The organism is Chryseobacterium potabilaquae (genome assembly GCF_902728265.1).
Lineage (GTDB): Bacteria > Bacteroidota > Bacteroidia > Flavobacteriales > Weeksellaceae > Chryseobacterium > Chryseobacterium potabilaquae.
Window position 1 is genome coordinate 33,936 of record NZ_CACVBR010000018.1, and the last position, 18,668, is coordinate 52,603.

Here is an 18,668-nt window from a genome sequence, read left to right on the forward strand (position 1 = left end):
TTCCGCATCAGAGAAAAATGATTCTATAGATACTTCAAATATTTAGTATTAGTTCATTTTTAATTAGTGATAACCCCAATTCTTGCTTTTACAGGAATATTATAAGTATTTAAGCACGGGGTTTGTCCATGAAAGTCAAAATCAATATTAATACCTGGTCTAAAAATCAAACAATGCGTTGAACCTCCAAAATGGAAAGTCCCAATAGGATCTCCTTTTTTCACTTGATCTCCTACATTCACTGTTATCTCACAACTGGAAACTTCTGCCATTCCAACAGCCACAAAACACATAAGTCCTATTTTTTCATTATCAGATTGTATAAAAATCAAAGCACGAGCTGCTATTTCCGTAATATAACCTTGAGAATCATTAGGCCCTGCGGGATCATATCCTTCTACAGGAGCTTCAGCATAATATGTACCTAAAACATTTTGAACAGCAACGATTTTACCGTCAACAGGACTATTCCATCTATGGTACGTTTTAGCACAAAGGAAAGCCTGATACACTGTACTATTATCTCCAAATTGTTCTGCTAATGGATGATTATCCATAATATCCAATAAAGAATACGGTTGTCCTTTCATCCAGAATTTATCTCTACTCATAGCATTAGTTACGCAGTTATAAGGAGCAGATTCACATGCATTAACTATAACTGAAGGGTCTTTATCTGCATCACTTACCTCTCTGACACCAGGATTAAATTCACGGGTAAAAAAATCATCCCAACTTTTATATCCAAAATAGGGTGCATTAGGATCACATTGGTAGTTATATATAAAGTTTGCCAAAGCATCCTGTGGATCATTACCTTGCCCCCTCAAAGGATCCATTGCTGCAATAGCTTCTAAAGCGTCTGGTGAAAACCAACCAATTGGATTGGTATAGTCGGGCTGTGGTTGAAAGATGGGACCATCAGTTAAAACATATTGCGAATCACTCGATTGTAAAAATAACTTCCATTCGTTTAAAATCGCATTCAACTTTTCATTAACAAGAGTATTGGTAAATGTTAAATATCCTCCTTGAGTACCCATTGCCCAATCTAAAATAGCATTAATAGGAAAGCCCACCAAACCAATTGTATTCTCTATGTTACTGTAGCAAGGAGCTTCCTGTAAAATCTGATTCATGATAAGGAGCATGGTTTCAAAGTTTTTTACTGGTTCATTATAGCCTTGTGGTATTTGATCATACATACTTGTAAAACCCATAAATAAAATAGGATCGTTATATATAGCATCTCTAAGATCAGAAATAGCTGGGCTTAATGGAAGATTAGAGTGTTTTACTTGATTTACCTTTTTCTCGATCCAGCTATTTAAGAAACTTCTATCGGAAGGAAGCCATTTTCCCACTCTGTACTTTACATGATTCATAATGTTGTTTTTTATGGTTATTTGTTTTTAAGATGTATAAATATACTTTGAAATATGAAATGAAGCAATATTATTTCATGTTAAAGTGATATATGAAATAATTTCAACTTAATAATATTTATAATTATTTTAGGTGTATCTAAGGCGAAAAATCCCGCTATTTTATGTAATAATCTATAATGGTCCATAGTTTGTTAAAGACTTAAGTTGTATATTTATACAATAAGAATTTTGAATAAAAAACACATGATTTCACCTGACATACCTTCTATTAAAGCAGTTTTTTTTGATATTGATGGAACTTTGGTTAGCTTCAAAACAGGGAAAATACCTTCTTCTACCCTTCGTGCTCTATCTGAACTAAAAAAGAAAAATATCAAAATAATTGTGGCAACAGGTCGTTCAGTAGATGCGATACAACATATAACATCACTAAATTTTGATGGATTTATTACTTTTAATGGAGGATGTTGTGTCAGCAAAAAAGGTTATATTTTGTTCAGAGAAGCCATTAATAAAAATGATATAACATCTTTAGTACAATATGCGGATGAACATCCTTTAAATTATTCTTTAATGTATTTTGACAAAGTAATGCTGAATGATACCACTCCAGAAGTTATAGGGATGTATGCCCATCTTAATTTACCTGTTCCTCCTATTGTCCGAAAAAAGGGCATTGATATAGATAATGTGTTACAAGCCAATATTTTTCTTGGTCCTGAAGAGGAAAATGAGTTTATGAAAAACATTATGCCAAATTGTATTGCCTCAAGATGGACTCCACTTTTTGCTGATGTAAATCCTAAAGGGATAACAAAAAAATTAGGAGTAGATTGCTTTTGTCAATATTTTGGAATCGATATATCTGAAACTATGTCATTTGGAGATGGTGGAAATGATATATCAATGATAAAGCATACAAAAATAGGTGTTGCTATGGGAAAAGCTAATAATAATGTAAAAGAAGTAGCGGATTATATAACCGATGATGTCGATGATGATGGAATTGAAAATGCGCTCATCCATTTCAAAGTAATCAGTTGAATATTATTTCATTATAGATATTAATATTAGCAGAAAATAAAAGGGTCTCCCTTTTTCACGTTTATAATGAAAGTCTAATAGCTGTATGTACAATTTTTTCTTAAGATATTTCTTACATTTACGAAATTAGAAACGTAACTATAGAATAAAAATCATTGCACAAGTGAAACTTCACAATAAAAAAAGATATTTGAGTTTTTTAAAATTCAAAAGAGACTTTCAAAAATACGGACTAGAAAAAGCCCGTAGCTATGAACTTATTCTTCATTGGCTAAATAATAGGCTTACGCGAAGTCAATTTTTGTTACTTTCAGGAATTCTTGTGGGTTGTACTGCTGGAATGGCTGGAGTTCTTCTTAAAACACTTGTTCATAATATACATTATTTTATTACCCATAAAGTACATTTTGAAGATCAAATTCTATTTTATATTGTTTTTCCTTTTTTAGGTATTGTACTTACTACAAGCATTGTACTTACATTATTTAAAGGGCAAGATAGAAAAGGAATTGGAGCAATTCTTTATGAAATTGCCCAGAATTCAAGTGTTGTATCATCCGTAAAAATGTATTCTCAGATTATTCAGAGTGCTATTACAGTAGGACTTGGAGGATCTGCAGGGCTTGAAAGTCCTATAGCCGTTACCGGGTCTGCTATAGGATCTAATTATGCACAAACGTATAGACTAACTTATAAAGAGAGAACGTTATTACTGGCAGCCGGTGCTACAGCAGGAATTGCTTCTGCTTTTAATGCTCCTATAGCAGGGATTATGTTTGCTTTTGAAATTTTGCTCACAGGAGTTGTATTTACAGATTTCATCCCTCTTGTAGTAGCGGCAGTATGTGGAAGTCTATTATCTCGAATTTTACTTCAGGAAGATGTACTTTTCAGATTTTATACAAGAGAGCCGTTTAATTATAAAAATCTACCCTATTATTTAATATTAGGTATTGTAACTGGTTTGTACGCTCGATATTTTGTAGTAATATCTCAAAAAGTAGAACACTTTATTAAAGGACTGCAGTTGTCACGATTACGTAAAGCCATGTTTGGGGGAGGTGTATTATCTTTACTTTGCGTACTATTCCCACCCTTATTTGGAGAAGGATATGATACTGTAAAAGCTTTTACCAATGGCGATATACATCTTATTATTGAAAATAGTTTTTTTAGGTATTTTAAAATTGAAGAGTGGACTATTATTATTTTCTTAATTTTAGTGTGTCTGTTAAAAGCTTTTGCCACTTCTTTTACTATCTTCAGTGGAGGTAACGGAGGAAATTTTGCTCCATCACTTTTTGCAGGAGGGACCGTAGGATATCTATTTGCTATTATTTGTCAACATTTAGGATTTAATGATGTTCCAGTGACAAATTTAGTTCTTGTAGGAATGGCCGGAACAATGAGTGGTGTATTATATGCTCCTTTAACTGCAATTTTTCTCATTGCAGAGTCTAGCTTTGGATATGATTTATTTATTCCACTTATGATTGTTTCTATTATGGCCTATCTTATTGCAAAATGGTTCTCTCCTATTTCGCCCGAATTGAAGTTTTTGGCAGATCAAGGGAAAATTTTCACCCATAGACACGATAAAAATTTATTATTTTCTTTACATACAGAAGATTTCATCGATAAATATTCACAAACTATTCATGAAGATGCCCCTATTGAAGAGCTATTTGAATTTGTGAAAAATGGAAATAAAAATATTTTTGCTATTATAGATGATACTAGAAAATTGAAAGGAATTCTTACTTTGGATGATATTCGCCCTTACTTATTTACAGATTATAGCTCAATATCTATTATTCAGATTATGAAAAATCCTCCTGCGTTGATTCATCCTGAAAATAAACCGTTGGAAATTCTTCAAATTTTTGATGAGACGATGGCATGGAATTTACCGGTAGTGAATTCAAATAATGAATTTATTGGCTTTATTTCTAAATCGTCTATTTTAACAGGCTATAGAGAGCTATTAAAAGAGTATTCTGATTAGTTTTTCTTATTATAAAATACAAAATTCCAAAAATGAGGCTATTAAAAAACAGCCTCAAATAAAAACACAAATGATGAAAAAAAACTATTTGAGTAAACTCTCATTTAGTTGGACAAAATTATTCAAACTTTAATGAAAGATTTATGAGTGCTGTCATAAAAAGATAGGAATAAAAGATGTAATAATTGTACAGAAGCCTTAAATATAATATTAAGATTTCTCGAATTTTCCAAACTAAATAATCAAATTTATAGAAGAATATATCAACAGATCTTGATATATATTAGGATAAAAATCTATTCTCTTTATTAATAAGATAATAAATTCAAAGTTATTAATTTTATAGAACTATTGTAATAATATTAGAAATAGAGTCTAGATAGAAGTTAGAACGTAGGCTAAGGATTCATCAAAATTAGTACTATTTGATTTATAATGAAATAAGTATATTATAAACAAATATTATTGTCTATAATAAATAAAGGACATTTATACTGATCGTTTTTTGAACTTGAGATACGAATTAAAATTCTTCTATGTTTAAATTTTACCCATTACATACATATTTTCCATTGTAGGAACCTCGCTTCCGCCTTGTTTCTCTAGAGTGATCGCAAAAACTTCAGCATTGGGAATATTTGATAGAGCAACTTTACTGTCTTTATCGTCTGAATACATACCTGCACTTATTGGTTTACCGTTTATAATAGCCCAAAGTTGATACTGTAACCCATCTGGTGCCTTAGGTAAGTTTTCAGCATTTAGATATACTTCTTTTGTCTTTTTATCCCAAAAAACCATCGCTTTAGCATTCGGATGTTTATCTACCCCATTTAATACAACTAATTGCATATCTGGATTTGAAAACATATCCATTTTTTGGGTCATTTTTTCTAATACCAAATTCTGAGAGTGCATCTCATTCTTTAGTTTCCCCATTTCATCGTTGGTTTTCGATTGATTATTTAACCAAAATAAATTACCTGCAATACTCAATAGAAAAAGAAAAGACGCTGCAATTGTATATTTTTTCCAACTGTAGATTTGTTTATTTTCAATTTTTTCCTCCTCCTTCGGAAGCTCAATAATTGGGGTTATTTTTTTCGCAGTTTGTTCCTGTTGAATTTTATTCCAAATTTTATCTTTCAAATCACTTGGCGGTTTCACCGCACTCACTGTAGCTAGGTCTTCCAATGTTTTTTGAGCTGCTTCAAAAGCTTCTCTTACTTCTGCATTGTTCTTTATCACACACTCCAAAATCCCTGCTTCTTCTGGAGATGCAAGACCTAGAATATAAGATTCTATAATTCCGGATGATATGTATTCTTTAGTATTCAATTTATTGATAATCTTTTAACAAATCCTTTAATTTCATCAGTGCATTCCTCATCTTGGTTTTTACAGTTCCCAAGGGAATATTCAACTGTTCGGATATTTCACTTTGAGTATATCCTTTATAATAGGCTAGTTCAATAAGTTCTAGCTTGTCCTCTTCCAATCCTTCGAGTATATTTTTAAATCCAATAAAATCAGACTCTTTATTAGATATCGAAAGCTCTGTAGTATTATATACGAAATCTGGAAGTGATTGGTTTTTAAGTTCATTTTGAAACCCTTTAGATTTCAAATAATCTATCGCAGTATTTCTTGCAATATTAATCATCCACGTATAAAATCTACCTTTATTCAAATCGTATTGATCAATAGAATTCCAGATTTTAATAAAAACATCTTGGATAATTTCTTCCGTGTATTCTTTAGATTGAACAATGCGGAGGATGATGCCATATAATGCACCAGAATAATGGTCATACAAATATTGAAAACCATTTTCGCTTTTAGTTTTTAATAAAACAATAAGCTCCTCTTCCGAATATTTTGTTTTGATAGTAATAAATTTTTTTTCAACTCAAATGTAATAAAATAAAAGATATAACAAAAAATATTAATAGTCTTTTATATACGATAGGGTAATAATAATTGGAAATAAAATATAGAATATATATATAATTAATCATATGGTTATTGTTGAAAATGAAAAATAATAAATTGATTATCAGTAATTTGAATATTTTATTAAAATTTTTAAATCTAAAATAAAACTAACATCGTAAATGATTTGTAAGAACAAGAAAACAACTAATATTTAATCTTAAATATCTAATTTAAAATGAACACAAAATCAAAAATCGCAACTTTAGGAATGATCGCATTATCTTTTGCATTCAGTGGAAATGTTAACGCACAGATGACAAAAGAAAAAACAGTAATGGTAGGTGGAGCTGCAATGTATCCATCAAAAAACATTATTGAAAATGCAATGAACTCTAAAGATCACAAAACATTAGTAGCAGCAGTAAAAGCAGCAGGTCTTGTAGAAACATTACAAGGAGCAGGCCCTTTCACAGTATTGGCACCTACTGATGCCGCGTTTGCAAAATTACCTAAAGGAACCGTTGAAAATTTAGTAAAACCTGAAAATAAAGAAATGCTTACTAAAATTTTAACATACCATGTTTTACCGGGAAAATTTAGTGCTAAGCAAATTTGGGCTGCAGTAAAAGCTGGAAATGGTAAAAGTATGATGAAAACAGTACAAGGTGAAGAACTTACATTTTGGACAAAAGGTAAAAACTTATATGTAAAAGATGCTAAAGGTAATAGTGCTAAAGTAACAATAGCAGATGTAAATCAATCAAACGGTGTTATCCATGTGGTAGATACTGTTTTGATGCCTTAATAAGATTTAGTTTTAATTTTTCTTTATGATGAGAAAATTTTAACGAGAAATGAAGCGCAGACAAATTCTTTATTTTGTCATGTACATTTCTTAATTTGGTGTTTATCCTTTTCCGAAAATATCGGAAAAGGATTTTTTATTATAATGGCAACACAGCTATTTTTGCCAAGATTGGTTTATTTTATTCACTGATCTTTTTTTGCCGTTATCAATATTGTAAGCAAAACCTACTCCCAAAGTCTGTTTTAGCTGTGTTTTTCTAATCTGATTATGATCATACAACAAATCTAATGTTATATTAGTGGACACAAATTTATTAATCTTCATATTAAGAATACCACTATAGGACAAAACGAGCCTTTCAGGGTGATCTAGATAATTTGAAAATACCGAACCCGTATTAATAAGACTAATATTATCCATTATTTTTACCTTATACATAGCAGTACCTAGAAATCCAAACTGAAATAAAGAGGAATCATTATCGTTTTTTAATCCATAATTTCCTGCATATTGAAGATCCTTATCCAATACAAAAGTCCATCTTGCATTGGCTGGGCGTAATGTAAGAGTGAAATTATCATTAGGTCGATATGTTACCCCCACTCCTATTGTAAAATAACCCGGAGCCATAAAGTTGGAAATCTTTTTTGCCGCTGGATTATTGCCATCTTCATATCCTGCAGCAAACTGAGATTGTAAACCAAGCCCTCCGGATATATACCAGTGCTTTCTAAATTCTCTCCCGTAATTGGTTGAAAGATTAATGACATCTTGTGTTTTTCTTGTCCCTACACCTTTGGTATTATTTTGCCCATATCCTAAAATAATAATATTCTCCCATAAATCTTTTCCTTTTTCATATGTTAAATTATAATTGGTTCCTGCTAACCAACCTATATTATTAGCACCTCCCCCAATCCAATTCGAAAAGGCTGCTTGATTAAGCATAAGTGTATTTTGTCCCTGTATACTCCAAGCTTTGATCGTATCATTTTCAGAAGCCATCGCTTTTTGCTCTTGAGAAAATCCATACATCCATGATAGTATAAAAAATGGCACTAATTTTTTTTTCATAAGTAAAATATTTTGTTTTTGGCTTTTAAAATATAAATTTTATTAAAAATAATAAAACCCTAAAAATAACAAATACTTCCCAATTATGATGTTATTACTTTTGACTCTTTCATTTTAAATTCTTTCAATATCATATGAACTAATACACCAATTGCACAGAGAGAATATCCTACTAAAATTCCATAACTGAGACTACCGGTAGCCCACTCTGAAGGAAAAACTTGAGTCATAAATGTAGTAAAAGACAATCCAATTCCTGCTCCTAAAAAATAGCTAGTACTACTTAAGCTCGATGCAATTCCATATTGAGAAGCATCAATATCTCTTATTCCTAAAACAGATAGGCTTGTAAAACATAAAGTCATTCCAATTCCAGATATACAAGCAGCTCCTAAGAGAATGAGCACTATTGGATGTCCTGTATATGTTGTGATTAATAAAAAAAGAGCACCTAACAGCATGAATCCCCAACCTAGAATTCCCATTTGAATTGTGGTTATTCTTTTAGAAATATGAGGCAAAATAAATTTGGCAATTAAAGCTGACATGATACTAAAAGGGACAAGCAATAATCCTGCTTTAGCTGCACTGTAATGAAGATCTTTTTGAAGCATCAATGAAATCAAAAATAAAAACGATATAAAAAAAGCCCCTAATGTAAAGAAAGTCAAATTAGATACTACCAATGATCTATATTTAAATAATGGTAAATTAATCAATGGATTAGAGGATGTTCTTAAGCGAGATAAGAAGATTCTTAATAATAAGAAGGAAAGGATTATAGATCCTACAATCGATAAAGGATTTTGTTGAATATGTATAAGTTCATGTGTCCCATATGTCAGAAATAAAAGTCCAAATACCAATATAACTCCTGAAAGAATATCTATGGGTTGATCATTTTCATTCTTGTTATCAGAAGGTAAATATTGATAAGAAAGTATGATAGTTATTAAAAGAATAGGAACATTTATTAAAAATACCCAATGCCAGCTTAAATAGGTACTGATAATTCCCCCAATGGAAAGCCCACTACCCGATCCTATAGCAGCAAATGAGCTAAATACTCCTAAAGCACGACTTCTTTCCTGATGTTCTTTAAATGTGTTAGTAACAATAGAAAGAGAAGAAGGCATTATAAAAGCGGCACCTAAGCCCTGTAAAGCTCTAAATATTGCTAAAATATGAAAACTGGAAGACAACCCAGCACCTAAAGAAGCTAACATAAAGATAAGACTTCCTATAAGAAATATTTTTTTTCTTCCTATTTGATCTGAAAATTTTCCTCCAATAATTAAAAAGCCTCCAAAAAATAAGACGTATAATGTCTGTAGCCATTGAGCCATCTCTGTACCTATTCCAAATTGAGATTGAATAGATGGAATACTCAAGTTAATAATAGCAATATCAAGAGCCTCTACAAAAGTTCCTATTGATGCTAAAATTAAGATTAATTTTTTCTGTCTCTGCATAATTCTAAATTTCCCGGCAAATTTATCTCAATTAGAACAATTATAAAAATAACCTAAAATATTTAGAACAATTATAATATATTTACTTGCAAAAAGGTCAAATGTCCTTTTTACAAGTTTTAAGAATCAAAAAAACAGAACAAATGACAACAGAAAGCTACATTCCGGACGAAAAAGACAGATCCATTCTACGTTTATTACAAAAAGATTCTAAATTGAGTGTGCGAGAGATCGCAGCAAAGATTAATCTAAGCCCCACTCCTACTCACGAACGTATTAAGCGAATGGAAAAATTAGGTATTATAAAAGAATATGTGACCATTATAGATAGAAAAAAAATTAATAAGGGAATAATGGTGATTTGCATGATTGCATTGAATGCTCATAACAAAAAAACGGCTACTGAATTTATTGAAGAAGTGGTGAAACTAAAAGAAGTTATTGAGTTTTATAATATCAGTGGTGAATTTGATTTTATGCTTAAGATTTTAGCTCCAAATATGGATGACTTCCATGATTTTTTTATAAATAAACTTTCCGAAATTGAAGGAATTGGTCAGACAAAAAGTATTTTCGTCATGAACAGTATTAAAGAAACTACTCAAATTCTTTAAAATTAATAAAGCCTCTCAATATATATGAGAGGCTTAACTAAAAACTAAGAGAGCTATAATATCTAGCTTCACACAAAATAGAATAATATATAAAATTATAAGACTTATTTACATATAAATTAGCTACAAAATGATATTACATTTATGTTCCCATTGACAATAAATCAAATTTTGCAAGGGGTAAATTCTCAAAACTCATTATTATTTTTGAAATTAACACATATATTGTAATGGGTTAATAAATATTTAAATAAAAAAATAATAAAAAATTAACACTAGAATTATGTTTCACATAAATTAATTTACTATATTCGCAAATCGAAATAATTTTTTTTCATCATTTGTGTTTTTTTTAGGCCCCTAACAAGGGGTCTTTTTTATTTAGCGTTAAAAATATTTCTCATTAAATAATTATATTATAGAAAAATTTACACTCTAATAAAAGCCATCCAAAGCTAAATTTATTATGATGAGTCTATATATTAAATTTGGGGTTTTAATAATTTTACAAATTTGAGTTTTGTAAAAAAATAATTATAAAATTTAACTTTAGATTGGCTTTGAAAAAACAATTATTTATTTTATTAATTCATTATTTTAAATAAAGTTGCGCTGTAATAGCACCTACACCCCAAGAATTATCTTGTTCATTGATAATATTAAATCTATAATATACTGGTGTTGATGAAGACACAAATTGTTCTACATAGGCATTAAATTTATAATGAACGATCAATGGCACATTAGATGTATTAGAAACAGTATCAATTATTTGTCCATTTATAATTTCAATATTAAGCAAATCTGATGGCAATACCTTTAAAGGGATTTTACTACCCCCTGTTACATTAGTGTATGTATTACCTCCATCTACAGATTTAGAAATTATAGTTCCTATATATGCCGATGGTTTTACTACTTCATCCGCCGGTCCTCCAGGGATATTATAATTAATAATTAATTTTGCATCAATTGAATTGGGTGGAATTTCAACGCTAAAATCAAATAAATTATTTGTATTACTAGTTGAAGTACCTGTAACAGAAAAATAAACTGAATTTTTAGCCTGTTCTGTAAATATATTTTCCAAAGAATATTTTGATGCTTCTTTAGTTTGTATATACTCCCATATTGGTGCTGATGGAGCTCCCGTATTTACAGCTAAGCCTTCCCTTATATCCTTTGTTACATCATTGGTAGTGTTGTAAATTATCAGCCCTTTAGAAGGAGAAGTAATGGTTGTAGCATCCAGCCTATCGGTTAATGCTATTCTGGGAACTAAAAGACCTTTGTTAGATGATTGTATATCTAATATACTTGATGCGTCAGGAAGATGAGTTCCTATACCAACAGCTCCTTTTTCCGTAATAATAAAATCATCTTTCGACTGACTTAGTGTTATGTTACCAGATGAAGGATTGTTTTTTAGAGGATCTACATGGAAAACTCCTTGAGGGTTGGTTGTATTTATTCCGACTCCATTTTGTGCAAAGCACATGGTCGCTGGGAATAAAATGGTAAAAAATAATTTCATATCATTTGAATTTTAACAAAACGAAGATATATTGATTTAACCTTTTTTGAAAAATAAATATAACTTAACGAGTTGTATTTCACTTAATTGGGATAATGTACATCAAATGAAGTATATTGTAGTAATAGCTACTACATCCTTTATTGCAAGCCTAGAAAGACTCTACCATAGAACTTTCCAATCAAAAAAAATAGAATACAACTACACAATACTACATCATTAAATATTTAAAAGGAGAAAATATTTCTAAGTGGGATAATTAACATAATTGTGATATAACTTTAAAAAGCATGTCAATTAAATATTACATTTCGATATAAGGGAGATATATTTAATTTTGAAATGCGTCTAAAACTTCCAGTATGTTCTGATAGATATATTCCAGTTCATTTGCCGTAATGCAATAGGGAGGAACGATATAGATTATATTCCCTAAAGGACGTATAATAATTCCTCGGGCTAAAAATTCTTTATAAAGAGTTTTTCCAATATTATTAAAATATGATGTCCCTTCTTTTGTTATAATATCAAAGGCTATAATTGTTCCTATTTGACGTGGATTTTCAATGTATGTGATATCCTTAATTATATCTAAAAACACAGAATGCCTTTCGCTTATAAGATGAATATTTTCTTGAGTCTTTTTCTCCAATAAAAGATCCATACTTGCCAAAGCAGCTGTACAAGCTAGAGGATTCGCCGTAAAGGAATGCCCATGAAATAATGCTTTGTATTGATTGTCAGATAAAAAGCTATTAAATATCTCATTCGAACAAGTCGTAATCCCCATTGGTAAAGTCCCTCCTGTTAGCCCTTTAGAAAAACACATAATATCTGGCATTTCAGATAAATAATCCGCAGCAAATAATTTACCTGTTCTTCCAAAACCTGTAAAGACTTCATCTTGAATCATTAGAATATTTTTATTCCTGCATATTTTCATTAATTCATTCAAATCATCAGGTTTATAGATAAGCATTCCGGCTGCTCCTTGCACTAATGGCTCATAAATAAAGCAGATGATATCATCTGCCCAATTATTAATTTTTAGTTGTAAACTTTCTATATTTTCTGAATTGGGAGTATCAATGAAAACAACTTCAAAAAGCATTTCAGCAAAGGGCTGTGTCCAAGCACTTCTTCCACTTACCGACATTGCTCCAAAGGTATCTCCATGATATGCATTTTTAAAAGCTAAAATTTTTCCCTTTTCTTTTCCATTATTATAAGCATATTGGATACACATTTTCAAAGCTACTTCTACAGCGGTTGAACCATTATCAGAATAAAATGATTTTTTTTGATTTTTAGGCAGCAATTGTAATAATCTTTCTGAAAGCTCAATTGCCGGTTCATGAGTAAATCCAGCAAAAATAACTTGTTCCAGAGTATTTAACTGTTCAAAAATACGTTCGGCAATATACGGATGAGAATGACCGTGTAAAGTTACCCACCATGAAGAAACTGCATCAATATACCTTTTCCCTTCGTCATCAAAAAGATAAACTCCCTTTCCCTTCATAATAGGAATAGCATCTTCTGCGGTTTTCATTTGTGTATAAGGATGCCAATTGACCGCTTTATCTCGTTTTTTTAAATAACTCATACAATATAAAAGTCTAATTATCTTTAATTAATATCACTTATCCTCACAACTACTCATTTCTGTAGTTTTATTTTCTTTTTTCATGGGTTTTAATCCTAACGTTGTGAACATTTGCATATCTTCACAAACGCCGGGATTAGGGGTTACCAATAAAGTTTCCCTTTCTCCCGTAAAAATCGAATTTGCACCTGCCATAAAGCACCAACCTTGTTCAAAATCAGTCATTTCAATTCTACCTGCACTTAATCGAATCATTGATGAAGGCATTATAATTCTAGCAACAGCAATCATTCTTATCATTTCCCAAGTATCAACTTTTGCGTTATTTTCCAGAGGTGTTCCTTCTACCCTTGCCAAAGCATTAATAGGAACAGATTCCGGGTGTTCGGGCATCGTCGCTAAAGTCAAAAGCATTGAAATTCTATCTGTATGAGTTTCCCCAAGTCCAATGATTCCTCCTGAGCATACTGTAATTCCTGCTTTTCTTACATTATTTATAGTATTGATCCTGTTGTCAAAAGTTCTTGTGGATATAATTTCTTCATAGTACTGTTCTGAAGTATCCAAATTATGGTTATAGGCGTATAACCCAGCTTCTTGAAGACGCATAGCTTGTTCTTCTGTTAACATTCCTAAAGTACAGCACACCTCCATTCCTATTTCATTAACTCCTTTTACCATATCAATAACCCGATCAAAATCTCTATTATTCCGAACCTCTCTCCATGCGGCAGCCATACAAAAACGGGAAGATCCACTTTCTTTTGCCTTTTGGGCATGCTCTATTACTTTTTCTGTTGAAAGCAAAGCTTGAACTTTAATATCTGTATGATATCGTGCTGCTTGTCCGCAATAGGAACAATCTTCCGGACAGCCACCTGTTTTTATTGATAATAAAGTAGATATTTGTATTTCTTCCGGATTATGCCATTCTCTATGCACAGTGGCGGCCTTATATATAAGTTCCAAAAGAGGAAGATTATAAACCTCCTCCACTTCTTCTTTACTCCAGTTGTTTCTTAGCTCTATTCTTGTATTCATGATCCTTAATTTTTATTTTTTTTGTTATACATTCTATATCTTTTCTTGTTAAAGATTCGATCTCAGGAATGTTAATGATTTTGGTTTCTTTATTGATATTTTTACGAATTACTCTCTCTGTATCTTCAGGGAAATCTCCATTGAAAATCACATATTCTAGCTTAATTTTTTTTTGTTTTAAAGCTAAAATTGATAATAAACTATGATTAATGCATCCCAGATAATTCCTTATAACCATAACAACCGGAATATTTAATTTTACAATAAGATCAATCATAAATTCATTATCAGAAAGAGGCACCATCAGCCCTCCAGCCCCTTCTACAATAATGTGATTTGACGATTTTGGTAGTTGAAAATCATCTATTTTAATAGAAATATTTTCTTCCGATGCAGATTGATGAGGGGATGCAGCAAGTACCAAACGATACGTTTCCGGATGGCAAATAGTCTGTTCACCCACCCAATCTTTAATTTTCATACTATCAGTGTAATGAAGATCACCTGATTGAATGGGTTTCCAGTAATCTGCTTTAAAATAGGTTGTTAAAATGGCTGAGCATACTGTTTTCCCGATCTCAGTTCCAATTCCTGTTATAAATAAGTTCATCTCTACTCATTTTTATCATTAAATTCTTCTATGATTTGGGTTAATTTTACAATTTCTTGTGCGGTATTAAAGCTATGCAGACAAATACGAAGTCTTTCTGTTCCTGTTTTTACAGTCGGACTGAAAACTGCATAAGTTAACATCCCGTTTTCAAATAAAATTTCTTTTAAATTCCTTAAGCGATTATTCTCCGGAATTAAGATAGCTTGAATAGGACTCTTTTCAGATGATGCATACCTTAAATTTTGCTTTCTGAAAATTTTAATGTTTTCTTGCAGATCCATTGCTAACTGATGATTTTGTTTTAAAAATTCATATCCTTCTTTTATACTCATCCATAGAAAGTCATGAGAAGAAGTGGTATAAATAAAGGGACTAGCAAAATTGATAAGATAAGATCTAATTGTTTTATTACATAAAATGGCGGCCCCATGCGTACCTAAGGCCTTTCCATAAGTAACCACTACTGCCATTACTTTGTCATGCAATCGAAACTTTTCTATCATGCCATACCCAAAAACACCAAAAGCATGTGCTTCATCTACAATCAGATTAGCATTATATTTTTCTGTTATTTGTACGATCTCTTCTATCGGTGCAATGTCTCCATCCATAGAATAAAGGGTCTCAATAGCTACATAACAACCCCCTTTCTGCCTTTTCAAAATATCTTCAAGGTCTTGTAGATCATTATGTTTAAACTTTATTTTTTTAGCATTTGACAATCTGCATCCATCATGTACCGAACGATGAATCTGCTCATCCATAATAAGAGTATCATGACGATTTAATAGTGTAGAGAATAAAGATAAATTAGCATTGTATCCCGAAGAAAAAAGTAAAGCGCAAGGAAATTGATGTTCTTTAGCAATATAATCTTCTGTTTCAGAAACTATTATACTGTGTCCACTAATAAGCCTAGATCCTGTACTTCCCGTTAGCAATCTAGGATTTTCAGAAATCTTTCCTAATAATCTATTTTGAAAACTCCTATTCCCTGCCAATCCTAAATAATCATTAGAATAAAAATCAATTTCCTGGGTTTGAGGCCTTAATACTCTTAAAGTTCCTTCTTGCTTCCTTTTTTCAAGTGATTTCCTCCAATTATTCAATTGATTATTGAGCATAGCAGTCTTGTTCTACTTCTTTAGAAATAGCCGTTATCCATTGTGTGTGAAGTTCTTCTTCAATTTTCAAAATTTCTTCCGCATAGTATTTCCAATTTTTTGAAAAAGTCGTTAACTGGCTGATCATTTCTTCCAAATGCCCCTCCTCTTCCAATATAATTGATTTTACCATTATTTTTGAAGAGGTTTCCGTAAGAACTTTCTGATATATAGGATAAAGTACATCTGCACGAACTTCTATGGCATACGTCACAAAAAGATAAGCGGCAAATTTCATTTCTTCTTTGGTCATAGTAAAAACAGATTGGAGATATTTGCATGTTTTGATATCCAAAGAATTAAGATACTGTCTTGTTGCAACTGATGCTAATAATTCATGATCCGAATAAGTAGTACATACTTGAGTATTTATTTTCCCAATTTGTTTCTTGAGATAGTAAGCATGGCGATGCTCTTCTGCTGCATGTTTTAATTGTATAATTTCCACCTTGGTAAGACTTTCACAAGCCGAAATTTTTCTTGCTCCTGCATTTTCCATATAAGAAAGAGTATTGAGCCATTTGGCATGCATATTATTATCATGAACAATTTGCTGTAAAATAGTATACAATTCCATATTTATTATTTTATGGCCAAAAGTAGTATATTGCCGGATGGTTACATAGTGCCAGTTTATAGATTATGAATAGTCCGGTTGAAATTCCTTATAAAAGTTTTATTGTAATTGATAGAAAATCAGAGGCTACAATTTACATGCAAATAACCAATCAGTTGATCAATGCAATTCATAGAGGCTTTTTACCTTTTGGAACTAAACTTCCGGGGACTAGAACATTAAGTAAAATTTTAAATGTTCATAGAAATACAATGATTGCTGCTTATGATGAATTACTTGCACAAGGCTGGATAGAAAGCTATCCTAATAAAGGCACTTTTGTTATAGGAAAAAATACACAAAATAATTCGGAAATAGAAAGTTTTAATCAAGAAAATCTTACCCACTATCCTAAAAAAACAGGATTTCATTTTAAGATATCAAATATTCTTGATAATCCTTTTGAATACTCAAATTGTGAATTTATTTTTAATGATGGTATTCCTGATATCCGCTTAGCTCAAATTGATCAACATTCAAAAATTTACACTTCTACACTTAAAAGAAGAACACATAAACTAAAACACTATAATCATGACGGAAGTGAATTCTTTAAGGAAAACCTTTCACAATATTTGAATTTATCACGAGGTTTACCTATTACAACACACAATCTACTCATTACCCGGAGTACAGAAATGAGTATGTACATCGTATCAGAAATTTTATTATCCGAAGGTGATACTGTAGTCGTAGGAGAATTAAGTTATTTTTCTGTGAATATGATTTTTCAAAATAAAGGAGTTAAAATTATTACAATTCCAGTCGATAAAGAAGGGATTGATGTGGATGCACTTAAAAACCTTTGTAAAAAACAAAAAATTAGAGTGTTATATATTACGCCCCATCACCACTATCCTACTACAGTTACGTTAACTGCACAAAGACGATTAGAGCTTTTGAATCTTGCCAATGAATATGGATTTATAATTCTTGAAGATGATTATGATTACGAATTTAATTATGATAAAAGTCCTATTCTTCCACTTGCTAGTGCAGATACTCATGGAATGGTTATCTATATAGGTTCTTTTGGAAAATCTTTAGCGCCCGGTTTTCGTACGGGTTTTATTGTCGCTCCGGAAAATGTAATGATTGAAATGAGAAAATATCTAGGTATTATTGATAGACAAGGAGATATTCTAATGGAACATGTTCTAGGCGAAATGATAGCAGAGGGAGAAATTAATCGTTATTTAAAAAAGTCTTTAAAAGTATATAAAGAAAGACGTAATCATTTTACCCGGTTATTTGAAGATAGTTTAGGTGAATTTGTAGAATTTGAAATACCTAGTGGAGGGCTTGCCATTTGGATAGAATGGAAAGTTCCCATCAACTTACTTAAGCTAAGCAAAAAATGTAATGAAAATAATTTATTTATTCCTAAAACCCTACTTTATCAAACTAAAGACCATACTGCAATGAGATTAGGCTTCGGAAGTTTGAATTTCAATGAAATAGAAAAAAGCATTGATATTTTTTCGAAAAACTCAAAATTGATTCTCTGATCATCATTAAAAAAAATGTTTTTGGAAAATATTCCATTTAAACTCAATTTATTTTAAAAATATCACATTATTAAAATTTTATTAAAAATTTATCTTTATTTTTTAATCATATTTTTATTATTTTACCTTCTTAAAAAGATTGTATTTAACCATATACAGGGCCGATCAATCGATTGCACTTAAGCAATTTAATTTTTAGAAATCACAAATATTTGAGTTATATGATAAATATCATTTTGATACTTTG

The 18,668-nt window shown here is 30.9% G+C and carries 16 protein-coding genes; 5 read left to right on the plus strand and 11 right to left on the minus strand.

The genetic code is table 11. The features are described 5' to 3' along the window. Positions 1–59: 59 nt before the first annotated feature. On the minus strand, positions 60–1,385 hold the full coding sequence (locus CHRY9293_RS10755; protein WP_162032979.1) for a phosphatidylserine decarboxylase family protein: 1,326 nt from the start codon (positions 1,383–1,385) through the stop codon (positions 60–62). Positions 1,386–1,631: 246 nt separating this feature from the next. Here CHRY9293_RS10755 and CHRY9293_RS10760 point away from each other — a divergent pair, with 246 nt between their 5' ends. Both CHRY9293_RS10760 and CHRY9293_RS10765 read left to right on the plus strand, forming a co-directional pair. Continuing rightward, positions 1,632–2,432, plus strand: a complete 801-nt coding sequence (locus CHRY9293_RS10760; protein WP_162032980.1) for a Cof-type HAD-IIB family hydrolase — start codon at positions 1,632–1,634, stop codon at positions 2,430–2,432. A 190-nt stretch (positions 2,433–2,622) separates the two neighbouring features. Then, positions 2,623–4,437, plus strand: coding sequence for a chloride channel protein (locus tag CHRY9293_RS10765; RefSeq protein WP_228455513.1), 1,815 nt, complete (start codon positions 2,623–2,625; stop codon positions 4,435–4,437). Between the two features lie 540 nt (positions 4,438–4,977). On the opposite strand, the gene CHRY9293_RS10770 is transcribed toward CHRY9293_RS10765, so the two are convergent. Continuing rightward, a complete protein-coding gene (locus CHRY9293_RS10770) occupies positions 4,978–5,775 on the minus strand; it encodes an anti-sigma factor (RefSeq protein ID WP_162032982.1) in 798 nt (265 codons plus the stop codon). Position 5,776: 1 nt separating this feature from the next. Continuing rightward, on the minus strand, positions 5,777–6,253 hold the full coding sequence (locus CHRY9293_RS10775) for an RNA polymerase sigma factor (protein ID WP_162032983.1): 477 nt from the start codon (positions 6,251–6,253) through the stop codon (positions 5,777–5,779). A 354-nt stretch (positions 6,254–6,607) separates the two neighbouring features. Between CHRY9293_RS10775 and CHRY9293_RS10780 the strand changes: the two genes are divergently transcribed. After that, on the plus strand, positions 6,608–7,177 hold the full coding sequence (locus CHRY9293_RS10780; protein WP_122636508.1) for a fasciclin domain-containing protein: 570 nt from the start codon (positions 6,608–6,610) through the stop codon (positions 7,175–7,177). A gap of 156 nt (positions 7,178–7,333) precedes the next feature. Here CHRY9293_RS10780 and CHRY9293_RS10785 read toward each other — a convergent pair whose 3' ends face one another. Further along, on the minus strand, positions 7,334–8,215 hold the full coding sequence (locus CHRY9293_RS10785; RefSeq protein ID WP_162033009.1) for a DUF3078 domain-containing protein: 882 nt from the start codon (positions 8,213–8,215) through the stop codon (positions 7,334–7,336). Positions 8,216–8,337: 122 nt separating this feature from the next. Beyond that, on the minus strand, positions 8,338–9,726 hold the full coding sequence (locus CHRY9293_RS10790) for an MFS transporter (protein WP_162032984.1): 1,389 nt from the start codon (positions 9,724–9,726) through the stop codon (positions 8,338–8,340). A gap of 101 nt (positions 9,727–9,827) precedes the next feature. Here CHRY9293_RS10790 and CHRY9293_RS10795 point away from each other — a divergent pair, with 101 nt between their 5' ends. Then, the gene (locus CHRY9293_RS10795) at positions 9,828–10,340 is read left to right on the plus strand and encodes an Lrp/AsnC family transcriptional regulator (protein WP_228455514.1); all 513 of its coding nucleotides are present in this window, start codon (positions 9,828–9,830) and stop codon (positions 10,338–10,340) included. A 592-nt stretch (positions 10,341–10,932) separates the two neighbouring features. Here CHRY9293_RS10795 and CHRY9293_RS10800 read toward each other — a convergent pair. The 6 genes from CHRY9293_RS10800 to CHRY9293_RS10825 all read right to left on the minus strand — a co-directional run bounded on the left by CHRY9293_RS10800 (position 10,933) and on the right by CHRY9293_RS10825 (position 16,868). Beyond that, positions 10,933–11,874 carry a hypothetical protein gene (locus CHRY9293_RS10800; RefSeq protein WP_162032985.1) on the minus strand — a complete coding sequence of 314 codons (942 nt, stop codon included), beginning with the start codon at positions 11,872–11,874 and terminating at the stop codon, positions 10,933–10,935. Positions 11,875–12,205: 331 nt separating this feature from the next. Further along, entirely contained in the window at positions 12,206–13,480 is a 1,275-nt protein-coding gene (gene bioA / locus CHRY9293_RS10805; RefSeq protein ID WP_162032986.1) for an adenosylmethionine--8-amino-7-oxononanoate transaminase, read from the minus strand. A 33-nt stretch (positions 13,481–13,513) separates the two neighbouring features. Beyond that, complete coding sequence (gene bioB, locus CHRY9293_RS10810; RefSeq protein ID WP_162032987.1) at positions 13,514–14,521, minus strand: biotin synthase BioB; 1,008 nt, start codon at positions 14,519–14,521, stop codon at positions 13,514–13,516. Beyond that, positions 14,484–15,131 carry a dethiobiotin synthase gene (bioD, locus tag CHRY9293_RS10815; RefSeq protein ID WP_162032988.1) on the minus strand — a complete coding sequence of 216 codons (648 nt, stop codon included), beginning with the start codon at positions 15,129–15,131 and terminating at the stop codon, positions 14,484–14,486. Before bioD ends, bioB begins: the two co-directional genes overlap by 38 nt. A gap of 2 nt (positions 15,132–15,133) precedes the next feature. Next, on the minus strand, positions 15,134–16,258 hold the full coding sequence (locus CHRY9293_RS10820; RefSeq protein WP_162032989.1) for an aminotransferase class I/II-fold pyridoxal phosphate-dependent enzyme: 1,125 nt from the start codon (positions 16,256–16,258) through the stop codon (positions 15,134–15,136). Continuing rightward, positions 16,248–16,868 (minus strand): hypothetical protein, encoded by a 621-nt coding sequence (locus tag CHRY9293_RS10825; protein ID WP_162033011.1) that lies wholly within the window; start codon positions 16,866–16,868, stop codon positions 16,248–16,250. Before CHRY9293_RS10825 ends, CHRY9293_RS10820 begins: the two co-directional genes overlap by 11 nt. Positions 16,869–16,939: 71 nt before the next feature. Between CHRY9293_RS10825 and pdxR the strand changes: the two genes are divergently transcribed. Next, positions 16,940–18,421 carry a MocR-like pyridoxine biosynthesis transcription factor PdxR gene (gene pdxR, locus CHRY9293_RS10830; RefSeq protein ID WP_162032990.1) on the plus strand — a complete coding sequence of 494 codons (1,482 nt, stop codon included), beginning with the start codon at positions 16,940–16,942 and terminating at the stop codon, positions 18,419–18,421. The last annotated feature ends 247 nt before the right edge of the window (positions 18,422–18,668 follow it).

Coding starts and splice junctions, on each gene's coding strand:
- CHRY9293_RS10780 (WP_122636508.1), top strand. CDS start 6,608: ATGAACACAAAATCAAAAATCGCAACTTTAGGAATGATCGCATTATCT.
- CHRY9293_RS10755 (WP_162032979.1), bottom strand. CDS start 1,385: ATGAATCATGTAAAGTACAGAGTGGGAAAATGGCTTCCTTCCGATAGA.
- CHRY9293_RS10800 (WP_162032985.1), bottom strand. CDS start 11,874: ATGAAATTATTTTTTACCATTTTATTCCCAGCGACCATGTGCTTTGCA.
- bioA (WP_162032986.1), bottom strand. CDS start 13,480: ATGAGTTATTTAAAAAAACGAGATAAAGCGGTCAATTGGCATCCTTAT.
- pdxR (WP_162032990.1), top strand. CDS start 16,940: ATGAATAGTCCGGTTGAAATTCCTTATAAAAGTTTTATTGTAATTGAT.
- bioD (WP_162032988.1), bottom strand. CDS start 15,131: ATGAACTTATTTATAACAGGAATTGGAACTGAGATCGGGAAAACAGTA.
- CHRY9293_RS10785 (WP_162033009.1), bottom strand. CDS start 8,215: ATGTATGGATTTTCTCAAGAGCAAAAAGCGATGGCTTCTGAAAATGAT.
- CHRY9293_RS10760 (WP_162032980.1), top strand. CDS start 1,632: ATGATTTCACCTGACATACCTTCTATTAAAGCAGTTTTTTTTGATATT.
- CHRY9293_RS10820 (WP_162032989.1), bottom strand. CDS start 16,258: ATGCTCAATAATCAATTGAATAATTGGAGGAAATCACTTGAAAAAAGG.
- bioB (WP_162032987.1), bottom strand. CDS start 14,521: ATGAATACAAGAATAGAGCTAAGAAACAACTGGAGTAAAGAAGAAGTG.
- CHRY9293_RS10790 (WP_162032984.1), bottom strand. CDS start 9,726: ATGCAGAGACAGAAAAAATTAATCTTAATTTTAGCATCAATAGGAACT.
- CHRY9293_RS10795 (WP_228455514.1), top strand. CDS start 9,828: ATGTCCTTTTTACAAGTTTTAAGAATCAAAAAAACAGAACAAATGACA.